Origin of the sequence: Saccharopolyspora sp. 6V (assembly GCF_020176785.1) — a bacterium.
Classification (GTDB): Bacteria; Actinomycetota; Actinomycetes; order Mycobacteriales; family Pseudonocardiaceae; genus Saccharopolyspora_C; species Saccharopolyspora_C gregorii.
In genome coordinates, this window is the sequence record NZ_JAIUKB010000086.1 from 1 (window position 1) to 18,926 (window position 18,926).

The following is an 18,926-nucleotide window of genomic DNA, read 5'->3' on the forward strand; positions in this document are numbered from 1 at the left end:
GGTGGCGGAACCTCAGCGGTTCCCGCGCTGCGGGATCTTTTTCCCGAGTGGCTCCGCCACGAGGGAAAAAGCTGTCCTCGCGAGGGAACCGCTGAGAACCCGCTGGTGGTCGGTCTGGGTGCGTGGTCGTTGGCTCACCGGCTCCGCCGCCGACAGGACAGGGCACGGACCCGCCGGCCAGGTTCAGGGCAGGCAGTGCGGTTCCGCCACCCGACCCCGAAGCGCCTGAAGTTCACCCGACGACCAGCAGCCACGCCGCCAGCGCCAACAAGGTGGTCAGCAGCACGGGGATGGTCAGCACGATGCCGGTGCGGAAGTAGCGCCCCCACCCGACGTGCAGCCCCCGGCGGTCGAGCACGTGCAGCCACAGCAGCGTGGCGAGGCTCCCGATCGGCGTGATCTTCGGCCCCAGGTCGGAGCCGATCACGTTGGCGTACACCATGGCCTCGTGCGCCAGCCCGGTCGCACCCGCTCCCGCAATGGCCAGCGCCGCGATGAGCACGGTCGGCAGGTTGTTCATGACCGAGGCGAGCACGGCGACGACGACCCCGGTGCCGACGGCGGCGCTGAGCGCCCCGTGCGCGCCGAACCAGCCGAACAGCGCGGCGAGCTCCCGGGTGAGCCCCTGGTTGCGCAGCCCGTAGACGACCAGGTACATCCCGATGCTGAACAGCACGATCTGCCACGGCGCCTCGCGCACCACCGCGCCGACGGGGATCCGCCGCTCCCCCGCTCCGCGGTAGAGGGGGCCGGGCCACCGCGCCGCGACGGACAGCAGCACCACCGCGCCCGCGCCGATCACCGCGGACAGCGGGATCCCCAGCGGTTCGGCCGTGAAGTAGCCGATCAGCAGCAGCACCAGCACGACCCACCCGGCGCGGAAGGTGAGCCGGTCGCGGATCGCGGTGGCGGGTTCGGCGAGCTCGTCCAGCTCGTACTCGCGCGGGATGTCGCGGCGGAAGTACCACAGCAGCACCGCGAGGCTCGCGGCGACGGACACCAGCCCGACCGGCACCATCACCACCGCGTAGCGGGCGAACCCGATGCCGAAGAAGTCCGCGGACACGATGTTGACGAGGTTCGACACCACCAGCGGCAGGCTGCCGGTGTCGGCGACGAATCCGGTGGCGAGCGCGAACCCGAGGGCGGCGGCCGGGCTGAACCGCAGCGCCAGCACGATCTGCAGCACGATGGGCGTGAGGATGAGCGCGGCGCCGTCGTTGGCGAACACCGCCGAGATCGCCGCGCCGAGCAGCACCACGAGCACGAACAGCCGGCGCCCGCGCCCGCCGCCCCAGCGCGCCACGTGCAGCGCCGCCCACTCGAAGAAGCCGGACCCGTCGAGCAGCAGCGAGACGAGCACGATGGCGACGAACGCGAGCGTCGCGTTCCACACCAGCCCGACCACGGTGGGCACGTCGGAGAGCGCGACGACGCCGGTCAGCAGCGCGGCCGCCGCGCCGAGCAGGGCGCTCCACCCGATGCCGAGCCCGCCGGGACGCCGGACCACCAGTGCCAGGGTGAGCACGAAGATCAGCCCGGCGACCACCGTCATCATCAGTTCGACACTCCCGCGCGGCCGCGCTCCGCGCCGACCCGATCCGTCCCGTTCCGCCGGGGAGGTCCGCGCGGCCGCCGCCGCACGCCTACCCGCGGCGCCCGGAGCAGTACACCAGCTCGCCCGGGACCACCCGGGACCGGCCGGTCAGCGCCGCATGGCCGCCGCGAACAGCGGCACGACGCGGTCGAGGGCGTAGGAGGTGCCGACGACGGTGGCGCTGGCGAAGGACTGCGACACCACCTCGTCGGTGAACACCAGGTCCCGCCCGTCCCGCACCGACGGCACCGACCGGTACAGCGGGTCGTCGATGAGGTCCTGCGGGTCGTAGCCGATGGTGGTCATCACGGTCAGGTCCGCGTCGAGCAGGTCCAGCCGCTCGTTCGAGATCGGCACCGAGAACGCGCTGGTCGCCAGTTCCTCCACCCGCGGCGAGTTGCGGAAGCCGAGCGCGCGCATGAAGTCGACCCGGCTGGTGCCCGCCCGGTAGGCGCCGAAGCCGCGGACGGTGCGCGCGCCGACGACGTTGGTGGCGTCGACGAACTCGGGGTGTTCCTGCCTGGCCCGCGCGAACTTCGCGTCCAGGTCGGCGCGCAGCCGCTGCGCCTCCTGCTGCTTGCCGAGCGCGGTGCCGATCAGGTCGAGCTGCTGCTGCCAGGAGGTGGTGTACTGCTCGGCGCCGTCGGGGATGCTGACCACGGGCACGCCGAGCCCGGCGAGCTGGTCGTAGCGGTCCCGCGCGCCGCTGGCCCTGGTGTCCAGGATCAGGTCGGGGGCGAGTCCGGCGAGCCGTTCCATGTTCACTTCGAGGGTGCCGAGCATCGGCGGCGGCGCGGGTTCGTAGCGCTGCTGCACCCACTCCCCCAGTCCGTCGCCGCCGACGCCGAGCCAGTCCGCGGTGCCGACGGGCTGCACGCCGAGCGCGAGCGCAACCTCGGCGTCGCCCCAGCCGAGGGTGACGACCCGCTGCGGCCGCTTCGGGATGGTGACCTCACCGAAGGCGGTGGACACGGTGACCGGGTCCCACCCGTCGTCGCCGCCGGGCGCGGTCGGTGCGGTCGGTGCGGTCGAGCAGCCCGCGACGATCAGGAGCGCGCTGAGCAGGGCGGTGACGAGAGCGGCACCGCGAGGACGGGCAGGCATGGCAACTCCTCTGGACTTAACTTCGCCTACCCTAACTTCCTGATCAGCGCCGCCGTAGATGAAGGCGGTCACACGTCAGACGGTGATCACCACGTTGCGCAGCGGTTCCCCGGCGGCCAGCCGCCCGATGTTGGCGACGACGTCCCGCGCGCGCCCGGCGAAGGTCTGCCGGGTGAGCCCGGAGGAGTGCGGGGTCATCAGCACGTTGCCGAGTTCGTGGAAGGGCAGCGCGCTCGGGTGCTTCACCTCGCCGGGCGCCGGGTAGTCGTACCAGACGTCGATGGCCGCGCCGCCGATCACGCCGTCGCGCAGCGCCTCGTACAGCGCCCGTTCCTCGACGACGGGTCCGCGGCCGACGTTGACGAGCACCGCGTGCTCGCGCATCCGGGCGAGTTCGGCGGCGCCGATCAGCCCGGTGGTCTCCGCGGTCAGCGGGACGGAGAGCACCACGACGTCGGCCGTCTCCAGCAGCGCGTCCAGCCGGTCGATGGTGGCGGCCCACTCCAGCCCTCCGGCGGCGGCGTCCACGTCGCCGCGGCGGGTGACGGCGACGCCCGCGGCTTCGAAGGCCTGGAACCGCCGCCAGGTGAGCTGTCCGATGTGGCCGAAGCCGACGAAGCCGACGGTGGCGCCGGTGAGCGAGTCGAGCCACGGCGCCCGCTGGTCGTAGACCGGGGTGGCCCAGCGGCCTTCGCGCAGCGCCGCGTCCTGCACGCGCAGTTGGCGGCGGACGACGGTGGTCGCGGCGACGACGTGCTCGGCGATGGACTTCTCGTGGTGGAAGGTGTTCGCGACGACCGTCCCGGCGGGCAGCGCGCCGGTGGCGATGCCGTCGGTGCCCGCGCCCGCCGCGTGCACGAGCTTCAGCCGGGTGCCGTGCGCGGCGAGCTCGGCGGGGAGGTCGCCGGAGACGTAGACGTCGGCGTCGGCGATCGCGGCGCGCAGCGCGGCGTCGTCCTGCCGGTCGGGCCAGCGCGCGGTGGTGCCCGCGGGGAGTCCGGCGTCGATCTCGGCACGCAGCGGCAGCAGGTTGGTGTCGGCGATGACGACGTTCAGGCCGGGGGTGGTCATGCGGTCTCCTCACTGGCACCGAGGACGGTGCCGCTGCTCGGGCGGCGCGGTCATCTTCGCAGTCCAGCAGGGTTTTTCGGGCGAATGCGGACGAGGATCACGCGCGGCGCGGTCCGCTGTGGACGGTGGCGCGGGTTGACCGGAGGGCGCACCGGCACTTAGGTTACCGACGGGTAATATCACCGCGTTCCGCACACCTGGAGGAGATCGCCGATGCCCTCGACGCTGGAGCTGTGGCGCAGGCTCTCGCCCCGCCCGCTCGGGACCAGGCTGTTCTCCTGGGGCGTCTGCCTGCGCGCCCCGTACTTCCGCACGGTCCGCCCGCACGTCGTCCGGCTCGAACCGGGCCGGTGCGAGGTGCGGGCGAAGAAGCGCCGCGCGGTGCACAACCACCTCGGCACCTTCCACGCGATCGCCGCGTGCAACGTCGCCGAGATCGCCGCCGGGGTGCTCGCCGAGGCGAGCGTGCCCGCCACGCACCGCTGGATCCCGGTCGGGATGCAGGTGCGCTACGTGGCGAAGGCCGCGACCGACGTGCACGGCATCGCCGAGCTGGACCCGCTGCCGGAGGCCGGCGACGAACCGGCCGAGTGGGTGGTGCCGGTGCGCATCCTCGACACGGCGGGCACCCCGGTCGTCACCGCGGACATCACCCTCCGCGTCTCCCCGAAGAAGAAGCCCACCCCCTGACCACCCCACCTTTCGGCCTGCCAGCGGCGAAGCCGATGAGCAGCGACCACCCGAGCAACCGGCACCGCCGCGGGTTCTCAGCGTTCTCCTCGCGAGGACAGCGTTTTCTCCTGTGGTGGAGCCACCGGTGAAAACGATCCCGCAGCGAGGAGTGCGCTGAGGTTCCGCCACCCCATCCCCGAGCAACAGGAGCACAGAACGACAAAGAACTCGGCGGCTCCCCGGGCGGGGCTTCGACGATCAGGTGGCGCCCTGATCGGGAAGGGTCCCGCGGCCGGGAAGCCGCCGAGGTCTCCGCCACCGCGTCAGCGGCGGACGGGCGTGCGGGAGGTCAGTGCGCGACGACGGTGTTGTCCTCGGGCAGCGCCGCGGCCTCGCGCTGCGCCTCCTCGTTGGGGGTGCGGATGATCAGGGCGAGCACGCTGCTGGACAGGTGCAGCACGGCGTAGATCCACATGACGCCCTGGATGCCGATGATGCCGATGAACGCGGTGCCGATGGCCGGGCCGACGGCCTGGCTGGCGCCGGCGCCGAGGGTGTAGGTCGACATGACCTGGCCCTTGCGGCCGGGGGCGTGCTGGGTCATCAGCGGGGGCAGCGGCACGTAACCGGCGAGGCCGACGCCGAAGATGGCCACCACGATCGCGACCGGGATGTAGCTGTGCCCGACGGCGTTCGGCACGTAGTACAGGCCGAGGCAGGACACCGCGCCGAGCACACCGCCGAACCAGACGATGGTCTTGTGCCTGCTCCACCGGTCGCCGAGGGCACCGAAGGCGACCACGCCGGCCAGGTTCGAGCCCATCATGATCATGAGCAGCGTGGACCACTCTTCGGAGTTGAACCCGACCTGCTCGATCAGGTACAGCGGGGTGAACACCCACACGCCGAACTGCGAGGTCGTGTTGATCAGCCGGGTGAGGGCGCCGAGGCCGACCTTCGGCCGCTCGAACATGATCGTCACGCAGCCGACCAGGGTCTTGACCATGCTGGAGCCGTCGGCGGCCAGCGGCTCGAACCCGGAGCGCTCCTTGAGCATCGTGAACACGATGAACGAACCGGCGGCGATCAGCGCCAGCGAGACCCACAGGGTCGGGTAGAAGCCGAGCGCCGGCTTGAGCCCGGCGACCAGGGCGGAACCGAGGACCGGGTAGCCCATGGTGAAGGAGAACCAGTACCAGCCGAGCGCCTTGCTGATCTGCTTCTCCGGCGCCCCGACCATGATCCAGACGAGGAAGCCGTAGGCGAACAGCGGGTAACCGAGGCCGCGGACGCCGTAGGTCAGCAGGATCAGCACGTAGTTGCTGGTGGGGATGCCGATGGTGAGCATCAGCACGTGGCAGATCGCCCACAGCGCGGCGCCCACCATCATGACCTTGCGCGGGCCCCACCGGTCGGACAGGCCACCGGCGAGGAAGGCGCCGACGGCCGCGGCGAGGCCGTAGACGGTGAAGACGACACCGACGCTGGACTCGGCGAAGCCCAGGTCGACCTTGAAGTAGGTGGAGAGATAACTGGTCTCCACCCCGTCGCCGATCATGAACAGCAACATGCCGACGTAGCCCCAGAGCAGGACTCGCGGGATGCCGATGCGATCGAAGAACGTCATACCGCCGCCGGACGACGCGGACGCGGGCGGTTCGTGGCCGGTTGATACCACGGTGCTGACCTCCTGGCGGGCTTCGGTGCCCGGGTAGGTGGAGCCGGATCCCCGCGCCTGAGCTCGGCGATCCGAATGTTTTTCCTGGTCACCGCCTCGCGGTGGTGACTGCGGCACGTCCGGCCGGTCGCGGTGGTCGCGGCGGACAGCCGGGTGTGTGAGAACAAGATGCTAGATATCTCAGATCTTTTCAAGATCTTCACGCAAAATATGAGATAACTAGGGGGTCACGGGCCTGGTGGGATGTGGGATAACTAGGGGACCGAGGGGAGAGCGATGTCCATCCGGAAGTCCAAGGCGGAAGTCGAGCAGCGCCGCCAAGCGGTGCTGCGCCACGTCAGCAAGGGCGGGGAGGTGCGCATCGACGACCTCGCGGCCCGGCTCGGCGTCAGCCTGATGACGATGCACCGCGACCTCGACGACCTGCACGAGCGCAAGCTGCTGCACAAGCGGCGCGCGGTCGCCATGGCGCTGTCCACCGTGGACATCGAGAGTTCGCTGCAGTTCCGGGAGAACATGCACCGCGAGGCCAAGACGGCCATCGGCGACGAGCTGCGCAACCACGTCTCCCCCGGCAGCACCGTGCTGCTCGACTGCGGCAGCACGCTGTTCCCGCTCGCCCGGCTGCTCGGCCAGAGCGAGCACAACCACGTGATCACGAACTCGCTGCGGGTCGCGTACCTGCTGGCCGACTCGACCGCGCAGGTCACGCTGCTCGGCGACCGGTTCTACCCGGAGTTCGAGTCGTGCGCGGGCCTGGAGGTGCTGCGCCAGCTCGACCGGTTCCACATCGACGTCGCGTTCCTCACCGCGACCTGCGTGCACGAAGGCAGGCTCTCGCACCCGGTGCGGGAGTACGCCGACAACAAGGCCGCCTTCGTCTCCGCCGCCGACCGGGCCGTGCTGGCCGTGGACAACAGCAAGTTCGGCCGGTCCGCCACCTACGCGTACGGGGATCTCAGCGGCTACGACACGCTGATCACCGACGACGCGGCGCCACCCGGCGAAACCGCGCTGGCCCAGGCCCTCGGCGTGCAGGTCCACGCCGTCGCCCAGACCTGGGAGGACGGCTGAGCACCGCGGGTGCCCGGCCCGTTCGCCGGGCGCGGTGCGGTCAGGCCCCGGGGGCGAGTTCCGCCAACCACCGCCAGCGGTCGGTGCCGTCGGCCGGAGCGGCGTTGAAGTACTCCCAGCCGGTGATGCCGCCGAACTCCGGGTACTTCGCGCGCAGCTCCGCGAGCACGTCCCGCAGCGTCGCCGCGTCCACGTAGCCGGAACCGCCGTTGCCCCCGTTCGTCAACGCCGTCACCGCGATCCGGTCGGCGGGGATCACCCCGCGCTCGACGATCGCATCGAAGTCCGATGTGGACGAAGCATCGCCCCAACCGTTGTAGAACTGGGCGTTGAAGAAGGCGATCTCCTCGCCGACGTCCCGGTAGAGCCGGTCGTAGTCGAAGCCGGACAGGTTGCCGCCGCCGGACAGCGCGCTGGCCACCGGGCCCATCGAGATCACGAAGTCGGGCCCGAAGTCGGCGCGCAGCGCGGTGATGACCCGCTCGATGCCCGCCAGGGACATCTCCTCCTCGACGTTGAGGTCGATCCCGTCCAGCCGGCGCTCGGCGACCAGGTCCCGCAGCAGCGGGTAGTAGGTGTCGAACTCGGCGTCCAGCCGCTGGAAGCTGCCGTGCCCGGCTCCGCCGACCATGCCGAGCACCCGCACGCCCTCGTCCTGCACCGCCGCCAGGTCCGTCCACATCGGATCGAACTTGGGGTCGTCCGGCGGGTCGTCGTTGAGGTGCACCTCGGTCGGCGAGTTCAGGTGGATCGCCCCGACGATCAGGTCGGTGACGGGCACGTCGTGGTCGGTGAGCTCGCGCGGCGAGACGTAGCGGTCGCCGTCGTACTGGGTCTGGTAGTACATCGCGGCGTGCTCGCCGCCGGCGGCGTCGGCCCGCGGCCGCACCTCCACGACGAGCGCGAGCACCACGGCCAGCACGACCGCGGTGGCCGCGACCAGCACCGCGCGCCGGACGCCGACGCGGTGGGGCGCCGGGAACTGGAGACTCATCCGCACATTCCTCGTTTCCCTCGCCCGCGCACCTGGCGGGACCATTCGACCCCGCGCGACCCGGCCGGTCAACGCCACGAACGGAGCAACGCGCTCCCGTTTACCGTTCGCCCGTCGCGTCCCGGTCGGTGGTGAGGTCGCGGTCCCGCGTCTCCGGCGCCAGCCAGGTGGCGAACCCGCTGACCAGCGCCGCCACCGACATGTACACCGCCACCGGGATCCAGGAACCGGCGAACGCGGCGACCAGCGCGGTGCACACCAGCGGCGCGATCCCGCCGCCCAGCATCGAGGAGAACTCGCGACCCAGCGTGACGCCCGCGTACCGGTAGCGGGTGCCGAACAGCTCGGGGAAGTAGCTCATCTGCACCCCGACCAGGCCGTGGCAGGCCAGCACGAAGCCGAGCACGACCACCACCACGACCGCCGCGGTGGAGCCGGTGTTCAGCGCGATGAAGCTCGGCCCGGGCAGCAGCACCAGGGCGGCGAAGATCAGCCCGGACACGGGCCTGCGGCCGAACCGGTCGGACAGGCGGCCGAAGCCGAACGCGGCGACCCCGCCGCACAGGGCACCGACCAGCAGCACCTTCGGCACCAGGTCCGCGTCCACCCCGACCGAGGACACCAGGTAGGAGGCCATGAACACCTGGTAGGTGTAGGACTGGGTGCTCACGCCGAGGTTCATCAGGAACACCAGCAGCAGCGGGCGCCTGCCGCGCCGGAACACCTCGGCGACGGGGCGGCGCGGTTCGGCCTCCTGCTCGCGCAGCTCCTGGAACACGGGGCTCTCGGCGAGCCTGCGCCGCAGTACCAGGGCGGCGACGGTGACGAACAGGCTGCTGGCGAACACGAGGCGCCAGCCCCAGCTCATCAGCTGGTCCGGCGGCAGCAGCTGCGCCAGCACCCACGCGACCGCGCCGACGGCGGTGCCCAGCGCGGCACCGGTCATCACCAGCGCGGCGAGCCGCCCGCGGCGCCCGGGCGCGGCGGTCTCGGTGAGCAGCGTCGCTCCCCCGGCCTGCTCGGCTCCCGCGCCGAGCCCCTGCAGGCAGCGGCACAGCAGCAGCAGCACCGGCGCGAGCAGCCCCACCTGGTCGAAGGTGGGCAGCAGCCCGATGGCCAGCGTCGACCCGCCCATCAGCAGCAGCGTCGCCACCAGCACCCACTTGCGGCCCAGCCGGTCGCCGAGCCGGGAGAAGATCAGGCCGCCGAGCGGGCGGGCGGCGAACCCGACGGCGTAGGTGCTGAAGCTGGCCAGCAGCCCGGCGGCCGGGGAGATCCCGGGGAAGAACAGCTCGCTGAACACCAGCGCGGACGCGGTGCCGTAGATGACGAAGTCGTACTGCTCCAGGGCGGTGCCGATCAGGCCGGCCCAGGCCGCGCGGCGCACCGAGCGCTGGTCGGGTTGCGGCTGCGCGGGGGCGCTCTCGGGTGCTGCGGTGCTGTCCATGCGTCCTCGGATGGATCAGGTCGCGTGCGGTGCGACGGGCGGGTCGGAGTTCAGCCGGTGCAGGCCGCCGCGGCGGCGGCCTTCGGTCCGTGCCGGACGAGGAGGTCGAGCAGTTCGGCGACGCGGGCGGTGAAGTCGGCGTGCCCGGCGAGTTCCGCGCCGAGCAGCCCGCGTCCGAGCACCTCGCCCACAGTGGACTTCGACGACGCGCCGCGCCGCATCGAGTCCACGATGGACTCGCGTGCCGGGTCGGACATCGCCGCCGCGTGCGGACCCGCGTCGGCCCCGCCGCCGAGGCAGCGCAGGTAGGCGGCGACGGTCAACGCCAGCTGCTGCGGCATCCGGCCGGCGCGCAGGTGCGCCAGCGCCGGATCCGGCACCCGCTGGGCGAGCTTGACCGAACCGTCCGAGCCGACCTGGCGGGTGCGGTGGCCCAGCGCCGAGTTCGCCCAGCGCTGGAAGAGGCTCGCGATGTAGTCCTCGGCGTCGACGGCGGCGGGCACCGCCAGCGTCGGCAGGTAGTCCGCGCGCAGCGCCCGGTCGGCGGCCTCGGCGATGAACGGGCGGGCGATCGCCTCCGGGATCGTGTCGCAGCCGTCGAGCGCGCCCAGGTAGGCGATCAGCGAGTGGGTTCCGTTGAGCAGCCGCAACTTCAGCAGCTCGTAGGCCTCGACGTCGTCGGCGAACAGCACGCCGGAGCGCTCCCACGCGGGACGGCCCGCGGCGAAGTCGTCCTCCAGCACCCACATGCTGAACGGTTCGGCGGGCACCGGCACCGCGTCGCGCACCCCGAGCAGCTCCCGCACCTCGGCGCGGTGCGCGTCGGTGGTCGCGGGCACGATGCGGTCCACCATGCTGTTCGGGAAGGTCACCGAGGCGTCCGTCCAGCGCTGCAGCTCCTCGCGTTCGGGCGCGGGCAGTTCGGCGGTGAACTCCCGCACCAGCCGCGCGGTCTGCCGCCCGTTGCCGCCGAGGTTGTCGCAGCTGAGCACGGTGATCGGCCCGGATCCGGCGCGCATCCGGCGTTGCAGGCCGCGCACGATCCGGCCGGTGGTGGTGCGCGGCGGCGCGTCGCCGCGCAGGTCGGCGCGCACCGGCTCGGAATCCAGGTCCAGCGAGCGGGTGCGCGGGGAGTAGGTGTAGCCGCGCTCGGTGACGGTGATCGTCACGATCCGCGTGTCGGGGGCGGCGATCGCGTCGAGCACCGCCTCCGGCTCGTGCGCGGCGACGAGCGCGCCGGTGTGCACGCCGGGAACGGTGGCGGTGCTGCCCGCGGGCGAGGATTCGAGCACGGCGTAGCGCAGCTCCTGCTCCCGCATCGCGGTGGCCACGGAGGTGGAATTCCCCGCCACACCGAGGATTCCCCACGGCCCGTCGGTGTGCGCGAGCGCTCGGGCGGTGTGCACGGCCTGGTGCGCGCGGTGGAAGTTGCCCAGTCCCAAGTGGACGATTCCGGTGCGTTCCGGCGGAGCCGGGCGCAGCAGGGCGTGCGCCGGGGCCGTGGAGGCGCCGAGCCGGGGCGTGGTCATCTGCTCACCAATCCGTCATCGAACCGTCGCGGCGGCGCGCGACGGGCAGGTAGGCGGGTTCGTACGGGAACTTCGCGGCGGCGGCCTCGTCGACGGTGACGCCCAGGCCCGGTTCCTCGCCGGGGTGCAGGTGGCCGTCGGCGTAGCTCCAGGCGTGCGGGAACACCTCGTGCACCCGCTCGGCGTAGCCCATGTACTCCTGGATCGCGAAGTTCGGGGTGCTCATCCCGACGTGCAGCGAGGCGGCCAGCGCCACCGGCGACACGTCGGACGGCCCGTGCGGTCCGAGCCGCACCTGCCAGAGCTCGGCGAGCGCCGCGATGCGCCGCAGGTGCGTGATGCCTCCGGCGTGGGTGACGCAGGTGCGCACGAAGTCGATGAGCTGCTCGGTGATCAGCGACTGGCACTCCCAGACGGTGTTGAACACCTCGCCGATCGCCAGCGGTGCCGTGGTGTGCGCGCGGACGCGGCGCAGCACCTCCTGGTTCTCGGCCGGGGTGACGTCCTCCAGCCAGAACAGGTCCACCGGTTCCAGCGCCCGCCCCAGCCGCGCCGCCTCGCCCGGGGTGAGCCGGTGGTGGGCATCGTGCAGCAGGTGCAGCTCCGGGCCGACGTGCTCGCGCACCGCGGACAGCACCCGCGGGGCGTGCCGCAGGTAGGCGGCGGTGTCCCACACCTCCTCGGCCGGGGCGGCACCGCGACCGGCGGGCTCGTAGCCGCTGCCGCCGCGGTGCACCCCGTAGACGGTGTCCAGCCCCGGCACCCCGGTTTGCGCCCGCACCGCCAGGAATCCCTCCGCGCGGCGCGCGTCCACCGAGTCCAGCAGTTCCGGCACGTCCCAGCCGGTGGCGTGGGTGTAGGTCAGCACCCGGTCGCGGACGGCGCCGCCCAGCAGCTGGTACACCGGCAGCCCCGCGGTCTTGCCCTTGACGTCCCACAGCGCCAGGTCCACCGCGCCGATAGCGGTCATCGTGACCGGGCCGCGCCGCCAGTACGCGCCGCGGTACAGGTACTGCCAGGTGTCCTCGACGCGCGCCGGGTCGCGGCCGATCAGCAGCGGCGCCACGTGGTCCCGCAGGTAGGCGGCGACGGCCAGTTCGCGGCCGTTGAGCGTGGCGTCGCCCCAGCCGACGACGCCGTCCGCCGTGGTGATCTTGAGGGTGGTGAAGTTGCGGCCCGGGCTGGTGAGCAGCACTTCGGCGGCGACGATGCGGTCCCGGCTCATGCGGTCTCCTCGCGGACGGGGCCCGTGGTGCCGCGCACCACGAGCTGGGTGGGCAGGCGCAAGGTGCGCGGCAGGGTCCGCTGCCCGGCGACGGCACGGCCCAGCAGTTCCAGGCTCACCGCCCCGGCGCGCTCGATCGGGGCGGCGATGCTGGTCAGGGCCGGGTGGGTGATCTCGGCGAGCGGGATGTCGTCGAAGCCGACCACGCTGAGCCCGTCCGGGGCGTGCACGCCCAGCGCGCGGGCGCCGGAGACGACGCCGAGCGCCACCAGGTCGTTGTGCGCGATCACCGCCGTCGCCCCCGCCGCGAGCACCCCCGCCGCCGCGGCGGTCCCGCCCGCCACCGTCTCCGCCTGATGGCCCAGCACGTCCAGCCGCGCACCCGCCTGCTCGGCGAGCGCGGTGACGATGCCGAGGCGGTGCGCGTTCGACCAGGACCGCGTCGAACCCTGCACGTAGGAGAGGTGGCGGTGGCCCAGCGCGGTCAGGTAGTCCACCGCCTGCCGCAGCCCGTCGGTGGCGTCGGAGAGCACGCAGTCGACCCCGGTCGCCGCCCGGTTCACCAGCACCGCCGGGGTCCGCCCGCACAGCGCCAGCAGTTCCTCCGCGTCCAGCCGCGGCGAGCACACCACGATCCCGTCCGCGCGACCCCGCAGGTGGGCGAGCACGTCGCGCTCCCGGTCCGGGTCGAACGCGGTGTCGGCGAGCAGCACCGTCTGCGACCGGTGCCATCCCTCGGCCTGGGCGGCCTTCACGAAGGCGCCGAACACCGGGTTCGCGATGTCCGGGACGACGACGGCGACGGTGCCGCCCCGCGGGGGCGCGGGGTGGCGGGTGCGGCCCGGGTCGTAGCCGAGTTCCTGGGCGGCGGCCAGCACCTTGCGGAGGGTGTCCGCGCCGAGCCTGCCGGGTTCGCTGAACGCGCGGGAGGCGGTGGACAGGGCCACCTCCGCGTGCTTCGCGACCTCGGTGAGCGTTGCCGCCACGTCTCCTCCTCGACACCGCACGTCGCCGGTGATCGGTGCGGGTGCGAGCCATCGAACGGCATCTTGCGCAAGGTTGTCAACGAGTTGCCGAGAGCTTGCCGAGCGCCTCCCGGTGACCGACCGGGCACGTGTTGTAGTCCTATGTGGACACGTACGGCACCACCGGGAGGCCGCGCCCCGCGCCGCGGACCACGAACAGCGCCCCCGACTCCGGGTACGCGCGCAGGTCCACCTCCTGCCGGGACGTCGTGATGTACAGGTCCGCGAGGTCCGGGCCGCCGAAGGTGCAGGCCGTGACGCGCGGGACCGGCAGCTCCACCACCGCCAGCAGCGCGCCCTCCGGCGAGTAGCGGTGCACCGCTCCCCCGCCCCACAGCGCCACCCACGGGCAGCCCGCCGCGTCCACGGTCAGCCCGTCCGGCGCGCCGAGCTCCGGGGCGATCCGCACCAGCTCGCGCCGGCGGGTGAGCTCGCCGCCGCGGTAGTCGAAGGCGTCCACCCGCTGCGTCGGGGTGTCCGCGTAGTAGGCGGTCGTGCCGTCCGGGCTCCACGCCAGGCCGTTCGAGATCGTCACCCCGGCCAGCACCACCTCGACGTTCCCGGTGCCGTCCAGCCGGTGCAGCGCGCCCGCGCCCGGCGTCGCGTCGTAGGCCATCGATCCGCAGTAGAAGCGGCCGTCCGGGTCGCACCCGCCCTCGTTCATCCGCACGCCCGGGTCCGTCCACAACGGACTCAATGGCCGGACGTCGGTGAGCTCGTCGTCCGCGAACGCGAACCCGCGCTCCACGGCGAGCACCGCCCCGCCGCCGGCTCGGGGCCGCAGCGCCGCCACCACCGCTGCGACGTGCGTCCGCCGCACCGCGCCGCCCGGCAGCAGGGTGAGCACGTCGCCGGCGAGCATGTCCACCCACCGCAGCCCCGGCCAGCCGTCGTGCCACACGGGCCCTTCCCCGTGCTCCGCGCACGCGCCGGTCACCTGCTCGGCCCGGAACCGCTCGTCCCCACCCATCGCACCTCCACTTCGAAGCGAACGACCGTTCGCCACAACCGCCGGACGGGCGGACCGCCCACCCACTTCCACCCGGCCCGGCGCCGGGTGCACGGCCCGTCCGCCCACGTGGATCAGCCCTGCTCACCCGACCACCGAACCGATCCCGCCCACCTCGCGAGTGAACGGACCGTTCGACCAACTAGATGGGACGAACAGTCCGTTCACTCCTCCCGGCGCCGAGACGATCTCGCTCACTCCGCGGGTGAACGGACCGTTCGACCAACTAGATGGGACGAACGGTCCGTTCACTCCCCGACCCGGGGGTCAGGAGGATCTTGCCCACCTGCGAGCCGGAGTCGGTGAGCAGATCCAGGGCGGTCGCGGCGTCCGCCAGGTCGAACTCGTGGGTGATGATCCGGCCCGGATCCAGCACCCCGGCGGTGAACAGCCGCACCACGTGCGTCCAGGCCCGCGACGGCGCGCCGAACACGGTGTGCAGGGTGAGCTGCGCGGAGACGAGCCGCGCGGTCACCAGCGAGTCCGATTCCGGCGGCAGCCCGGTGAGCGCGACCCGCCCGCCGCGGCGGGCCAGCCGGGTCGCCAGGTGGGCGGCGCCCGGTGTTCCCGCGGTCTCCAGCACCGCGTCGAACCGCCCGCAGCGGCGCACCGCTTCGAGCGGGGTGAGCACCGCGGTGGCCCCGCACGCCTCGGCGAGCTCCTCCCGCCCGGCGCGGGGTTCGACCACGACGAGTTCGGCGGGCCCGGTGGCGCCGAGCAGCTGCGCGCCGAGCAAGCCGAGGCTGCCGCCGCCGACGACGGCCACCCGCTCCCCGGCGACACCGCCGAGCCGCAGGCACGCCTCGCCGACGCAGGCGGCGGGTTCGAGCACGGCCGCGGCCCGCAGGTCGGCTTCGGGCGGCAGCACGTGCAGCAGCCGCGCGGGCAGCAGCAGGTGGTCGCACCAGGCGCCGGGCGAGGTGAACCCGGTTTCGGCGTACCCGGTGGTGCACAGGTTGTTCTCGCCGCGCCGGCACGCGTCGCAGGACTGGCAGCCGCGGAACCCCTCGCCGACGACGTGGTGCCCGAGGTAGTCGGCGGGAACGTCCGGTCCGACGGCGAGCACGGTGCCGGACCACTCGTGCCCGGGCACCACCGGGTAGCGGACGAACCCGTCGGGTCGCCCGCCGGTGAACAGTTCCCGGTCGGAGCCGCAGATGCCGCTCCAGGCGATGCGGACCAGCGCTTCGCCCGGCCCGGGTTCGACGGGGTCGGCGGCGGCGACGCGGAGTTCGCCGGGCCGGTCGATGACGACGGCGCGCGCGGTCACCGGCCGCTCCCGGTGCCGCGGAACTGCCAGTCCTGGGCGTAGAGGTCGAAGTGCGCGCTCTCCGGCGGGTGCTCGCGCACGAAGTCCACGTCGAGCTCGACGCCGAGCCCGGGCGCGGTGGGCAGCGCGAAGTACCCGTCCACGACCTCGGGCAGCCCGGGCGCGGCCTGCTGCACGTGCCGGTCGGCGAAGTCGTTGAAGTGCTCCTGGATCTTGAAGTTGGTGGTGGCCGCGGCGAGGTGCAGGTTGGCGGCGGTGAGCACCGGCCCGCCGACGTTGTGCGGGGCCACGAGCACGTAGTGCGTCTCGGCGGTGGCGGCGAGCTTGCGGGTCTCCTGGATCCCGCCGAGGTGCCCGATGTCGGGCTGGATGATGTCCGCGGCGCGCCGCTCGAACAGCTCGCGGTACTCGATGCGGTCGTGCACGCGTTCCCCGGTCGCGACCGGCACGTCCACCTTCTCGGCCACTGTGGACAGTGCGGCGAAGTTCTCCGGTGGCACGGGTTCTTCGATCCAGCTGGGCGAGTACGGCACGAGTTCCCCGGCGATGCGGACGGCTTCGGCGGGGGTGAACCGGCCGTGCATCTCGACGAGCAGTTCCACGTCGGGCCCGACGGCGTCGCGGACGGCTTCGACGAGCGACACCGAGCGGCGGCGCTCGTCGGCCTCCAGTTCCCAGCGGCCGGGACCGAACGGGTCGAACTTGAGCGCGCGGTACCCGCGGTCGACGACTTCCCTTGCCGCGGCGTGGAATTCCTCGGGCGTCCGCTCCACGGTGTACCAGCCGTTGGCGTAGGCCTTGATCCGGTCCCGCACCTTGCCGCCGAGCAGCCGCCACACCGGCTGGCCGAGCGCTTTGCCGATGATGTCCCAGCAGGCCATCTCGACGCAGGCGATGCCGGACATGGCGATCTCGCCCGCCCGCCCGTAGTCGCCGTGCTTCATCCGCCACACCAGCGATTCCAGGTCGAACGGGTCGGTGCCGACGAGGTGGCGCGGTTCGGCTTCGCGCAGGTAGCCGAGCAGCGCCTGGGTGTGTCCGAGCATCCGGGTCTCGCCGACGCCGACGAGCCCGTCGTCGGTGTGCACCCGCACGTAGGTGAGGTCGCGCCACGGGGTGCCGAGCACGAAGGTGTCCAGGTGGCTGATCTTCATCCGTCGTCTTCTCCGATCCGTTCGCGGCCCGGGAGGAACCCGCTCATTCCGCTGGAGGTTCGTGGCGCAACGGGCGGATCCGCTGCCACAGCAGGAAGAACGCCCCGACGAGCAGCATCGACACCCCGGTCCACAGGTTGATGTTGATGCCCTGCGCCTTGGCGATCGCGGCTTCACCGGCGAACAGCCCGGCCCCGCCGATGAGCAGTCCGTAGAAGACGAACAGCCCGCCGATCACGCTGCGCACGTCGAACAGCCGGGCCGCGGTGCCGGATCCGCGTTCCAGCTCCGCCACGTCGGCGGCGTGCTCGTCGGGCCTGCCGTGCGGTTCCGGTTCGGTCATGGCGGCCTCCTTTCCGTTGCACATCAGGGGAGAACTCAGAACGAGAACGGCAGGTAGCACAGCGCGGCGAGCACGATCGCGCCCCAGCCGAGCAGTGCCGGGCGGCGGTACCAGGCGGAGTCGCCGGGCAGCACCTCACCGGCGTCGGCGGCCGCGGCGCGGGAGTAGACCAGGCCGCGCAGCTCGTGGTCCGGTTTCGGCGCGGTGGCCAACGCCACCGGCACGCTCACCGCGACGTCCACCGTGAACGCGATCATCGAGGAGATCATGTTGGCGCCCTGGTCGGTGCTGATCGGCACCATCCCGGTCTTGTAGGCGACGTAGAAGCTGATCGGCGCCACCGTTCCCGCCAGCAGCCCCCAGAACCCCGCCTTCGCGGTCATCCGCTTCCAGAACAGCGCGAGGATGAACGTGGCGAACAGCGGCACGTTGAAGAAGCTGAACAGGGTTTGCAGGTAGTTCATGATGTTGCTGAACGAGGCCGCGATGAACGCGGTGCCCATCCCGGCCAGCACCCCGACCGCGGTGATCACCCGGCCCACCCGCAGGTAGTGCTCGTCGGGCATCCCCGGTTTCAGGTAGGGCCGCCAGATGTCGGTGGTGAACACGGTGTTGAAGCTGGAGACGTTCGCGGCCATGCCCGCCATGAACGAGGCCATCAGCCCGGTGACGGCGAGCCCGAGCACCCCGTTCGGCAGCAGATCCCGCATCAGCAGCGGGATCGCGTCGTTGTAGTCGTAGGCGCCCTGCCCGATCTGCGGGTACACCAGCAGCGCGATGATGCCGGGCAGCACCACGATCAGCGGGATGAACATCTTCGGGAACGCCGCGATCAGCGGGGTGCGCCGCGCCGCGGAGAGGTTCCGGGCGGACAGCGAGCGCTGCACCTCCGCGAAGTTCGTCGTCCAGTACCCGAAGGACACCGCGAACCCGAGCCCGAGGGTGATGGTGAGCCAGTTCGCGCCGAGCGGGTTCTCCTGCCCGAAGCCGGTTCCGCCCCACGCGGTGAGGAATTCCGGCCCCGGCCCGGCGAAGACCTGGTCGATGAACCCGTCGATGCCGCCGACGCGGGCGAGCCCGAGCACGGTCAGCGGCACCAGCGCGGCGACGATCACGAAGAACTGCAGCACCTCGTTGTAGATCGCCGAGGACAGCCCGCCGATGATGATGTAGGCGAGCACGAACACGCCGGCGAGCCCGATGGACAGCGGCAGCGGCCAGCCCAGCAGGGCGCGCAGCACGATGGCCAGCGCGAACAGGTTCACGCCCGCGATCAGCACCGACGCGATGGCGAACAGCGCAGCGCTGAGCAGGTGCGAGGAGCTGCTGAACCGCAGCAGCAGGAACTCGGGGACGCTGCGCACCTTCGAGTTGTAGTAGAACGGCATCATCACCAGGCCGAGGAACACCATCGCCGGGATCGCGCCGATCAGGTACCAGTGGATGGTGTAGGCGCCGTACTGCGCACCGTTGGCGGCCATGCCGAGGATCTCGGTGGCGCCGAGGTTCGCGGACACGAACGCCAGCCCGGTCACCCAGGCCGGCAGCGATCGGCCGGAGAGGAAGAAGTCCAGGCTGTTGCGGACGCTGCGCCGCGCGGCGAGCGCGATGCCGAGCACCACCGCGAAGTAGACGATCAGGATGAGGTTGTCCATCCAGTTCATGGACAGCCGCAGGCCATCGGCGCTGATCATGGTCCTCGTCCCCTCGTCTTCGTCGTCGAAGTCGATCCGG

The 18,926-nt window shown here is 72.2% G+C and carries 16 protein-coding genes; 2 read left to right on the top strand and 14 right to left on the bottom strand.

Annotation, left to right across the window (positions count from 1 at the left end; translation table 11 throughout):
- Positions 1–232: 232 nt before the first annotated feature.
- The 3 genes from LCD35_RS17490 to LCD35_RS17500 all read right to left on the bottom strand — a co-directional run bounded on the left by LCD35_RS17490 (position 233) and on the right by LCD35_RS17500 (position 3,772).
- Positions 233–1,555, bottom strand: coding sequence for an arsenic transporter (locus LCD35_RS17490; RefSeq protein ID WP_374108100.1), 1,323 nt, complete (start codon positions 1,553–1,555; stop codon positions 233–235).
- Between the two features lie 150 nt (positions 1,556–1,705).
- Positions 1,706–2,701, bottom strand: coding sequence for an iron-siderophore ABC transporter substrate-binding protein (locus tag LCD35_RS17495; RefSeq protein WP_224960271.1), 996 nt, complete (start codon positions 2,699–2,701; stop codon positions 1,706–1,708).
- 75 nt (positions 2,702–2,776) lie between these two features.
- The gene (locus LCD35_RS17500; RefSeq protein WP_224960269.1) at positions 2,777–3,772 is read right to left on the bottom strand and encodes a 2-hydroxyacid dehydrogenase; all 996 of its coding nucleotides are present in this window, start codon (positions 3,770–3,772) and stop codon (positions 2,777–2,779) included.
- A gap of 213 nt (positions 3,773–3,985) precedes the next feature.
- On the opposite strand from LCD35_RS17500, the gene LCD35_RS17505 reads away from it, so the two are divergent.
- Positions 3,986–4,462: a hotdog fold domain-containing protein gene (locus LCD35_RS17505; protein WP_225044471.1), complete on the top strand. Its 477-nt coding sequence runs from the start codon at positions 3,986–3,988 to the stop codon at positions 4,460–4,462.
- 331 nt (positions 4,463–4,793) lie between these two features.
- Here LCD35_RS17505 and LCD35_RS17510 read toward each other — a convergent pair whose 3' ends face one another.
- Complete coding sequence (locus LCD35_RS17510; RefSeq protein ID WP_224962837.1) at positions 4,794–6,071, bottom strand: MFS transporter; 1,278 nt, start codon at positions 6,069–6,071, stop codon at positions 4,794–4,796.
- Positions 6,072–6,398: 327 nt separating this feature from the next.
- Here LCD35_RS17510 and LCD35_RS17515 point away from each other — a divergent pair, with 327 nt between their 5' ends.
- Complete coding sequence (locus LCD35_RS17515; RefSeq protein ID WP_224962835.1) at positions 6,399–7,196, top strand: DeoR/GlpR family DNA-binding transcription regulator; 798 nt, start codon at positions 6,399–6,401, stop codon at positions 7,194–7,196.
- A gap of 40 nt (positions 7,197–7,236) precedes the next feature.
- Here the strand turns inward: LCD35_RS17515 and LCD35_RS17520 are convergent, their stop codons facing one another.
- The 10 genes from LCD35_RS17520 to LCD35_RS17565 all read right to left on the bottom strand — a co-directional run bounded on the left by LCD35_RS17520 (position 7,237) and on the right by LCD35_RS17565 (position 18,886).
- Positions 7,237–8,190 carry a glycosyl hydrolase family 18 protein gene (locus LCD35_RS17520; RefSeq protein ID WP_224962833.1) on the bottom strand — a complete coding sequence of 318 codons (954 nt, stop codon included), beginning with the start codon at positions 8,188–8,190 and terminating at the stop codon, positions 7,237–7,239.
- A 100-nt stretch (positions 8,191–8,290) separates the two neighbouring features.
- Positions 8,291–9,637: an MFS transporter gene (locus tag LCD35_RS17525; RefSeq protein ID WP_224962831.1), complete on the bottom strand. Its 1,347-nt coding sequence runs from the start codon at positions 9,635–9,637 to the stop codon at positions 8,291–8,293.
- Between the two features lie 50 nt (positions 9,638–9,687).
- Complete coding sequence (locus LCD35_RS17530; protein WP_224962829.1) at positions 9,688–11,166, bottom strand: mannitol dehydrogenase family protein; 1,479 nt, start codon at positions 11,164–11,166, stop codon at positions 9,688–9,690.
- Positions 11,167–11,170: 4 nt separating this feature from the next.
- Positions 11,171–12,391: a D-mannonate dehydratase ManD gene (gene manD, locus LCD35_RS17535; protein ID WP_224962827.1), complete on the bottom strand. Its 1,221-nt coding sequence runs from the start codon at positions 12,389–12,391 to the stop codon at positions 11,171–11,173.
- Positions 12,388–13,377 (bottom strand): LacI family DNA-binding transcriptional regulator, encoded by a 990-nt coding sequence (locus LCD35_RS17540; RefSeq protein WP_224977598.1) that lies wholly within the window; start codon positions 13,375–13,377, stop codon positions 12,388–12,390. The genes manD and LCD35_RS17540 overlap by 4 nt, the downstream gene beginning before the upstream one ends.
- A gap of 139 nt (positions 13,378–13,516) precedes the next feature.
- Complete coding sequence (locus LCD35_RS17545; RefSeq protein WP_224960671.1) at positions 13,517–14,386, bottom strand: SMP-30/gluconolactonase/LRE family protein; 870 nt, start codon at positions 14,384–14,386, stop codon at positions 13,517–13,519.
- A 265-nt stretch (positions 14,387–14,651) separates the two neighbouring features.
- Positions 14,652–15,695: a zinc-binding dehydrogenase gene (locus LCD35_RS17550; RefSeq protein ID WP_224960672.1), complete on the bottom strand. Its 1,044-nt coding sequence runs from the start codon at positions 15,693–15,695 to the stop codon at positions 14,652–14,654.
- Entirely contained in the window at positions 15,692–16,849 is a 1,158-nt protein-coding gene (locus LCD35_RS17555) for a mandelate racemase/muconate lactonizing enzyme family protein (RefSeq protein ID WP_224960673.1), read from the bottom strand. Before LCD35_RS17555 ends, LCD35_RS17550 begins: the two co-directional genes overlap by 4 nt.
- A 43-nt stretch (positions 16,850–16,892) precedes the next feature.
- Positions 16,893–17,192: a hypothetical protein gene (locus LCD35_RS17560; RefSeq protein ID WP_224960674.1), complete on the bottom strand. Its 300-nt coding sequence runs from the start codon at positions 17,190–17,192 to the stop codon at positions 16,893–16,895.
- A 35-nt stretch (positions 17,193–17,227) separates the two neighbouring features.
- Positions 17,228–18,886 (bottom strand): sodium:solute symporter family protein, encoded by a 1,659-nt coding sequence (locus LCD35_RS17565; protein ID WP_224960677.1) that lies wholly within the window; start codon positions 18,884–18,886, stop codon positions 17,228–17,230.
- Positions 18,887–18,926: the final 40 nt, after the last annotated feature.

Coding starts and splice junctions, on each gene's coding strand:
- LCD35_RS17490 (WP_374108100.1), bottom strand. CDS start 1,555: ATGACGGTGGTCGCCGGGCTGATCTTCGTGCTCACCCTGGCACTGGTG.
- LCD35_RS17495 (WP_224960271.1), bottom strand. CDS start 2,701: ATGCCTGCCCGTCCTCGCGGTGCCGCTCTCGTCACCGCCCTGCTCAGC.
- LCD35_RS17500 (WP_224960269.1), bottom strand. CDS start 3,772: ATGACCACCCCCGGCCTGAACGTCGTCATCGCCGACACCAACCTGCTG.
- LCD35_RS17505 (WP_225044471.1), top strand. CDS start 3,986: ATGCCCTCGACGCTGGAGCTGTGGCGCAGGCTCTCGCCCCGCCCGCTC.
- LCD35_RS17510 (WP_224962837.1), bottom strand. CDS start 6,071: ATGACGTTCTTCGATCGCATCGGCATCCCGCGAGTCCTGCTCTGGGGC.
- LCD35_RS17515 (WP_224962835.1), top strand. CDS start 6,399: ATGTCCATCCGGAAGTCCAAGGCGGAAGTCGAGCAGCGCCGCCAAGCG.
- LCD35_RS17520 (WP_224962833.1), bottom strand. CDS start 8,190: ATGAGTCTCCAGTTCCCGGCGCCCCACCGCGTCGGCGTCCGGCGCGCG.
- LCD35_RS17525 (WP_224962831.1), bottom strand. CDS start 9,637: ATGGACAGCACCGCAGCACCCGAGAGCGCCCCCGCGCAGCCGCAACCC.
- LCD35_RS17530 (WP_224962829.1), bottom strand. CDS start 11,166: ATGACCACGCCCCGGCTCGGCGCCTCCACGGCCCCGGCGCACGCCCTG.
- manD (WP_224962827.1), bottom strand. CDS start 12,391: ATGAGCCGGGACCGCATCGTCGCCGCCGAAGTGCTGCTCACCAGCCCG.
- LCD35_RS17545 (WP_224960671.1), bottom strand. CDS start 14,386: ATGGGTGGGGACGAGCGGTTCCGGGCCGAGCAGGTGACCGGCGCGTGC.
- LCD35_RS17555 (WP_224960673.1), bottom strand. CDS start 16,849: ATGAAGATCAGCCACCTGGACACCTTCGTGCTCGGCACCCCGTGGCGC.
- LCD35_RS17560 (WP_224960674.1), bottom strand. CDS start 17,192: ATGACCGAACCGGAACCGCACGGCAGGCCCGACGAGCACGCCGCCGAC.
- LCD35_RS17565 (WP_224960677.1), bottom strand. CDS start 18,886: ATGATCAGCGCCGATGGCCTGCGGCTGTCCATGAACTGGATGGACAAC.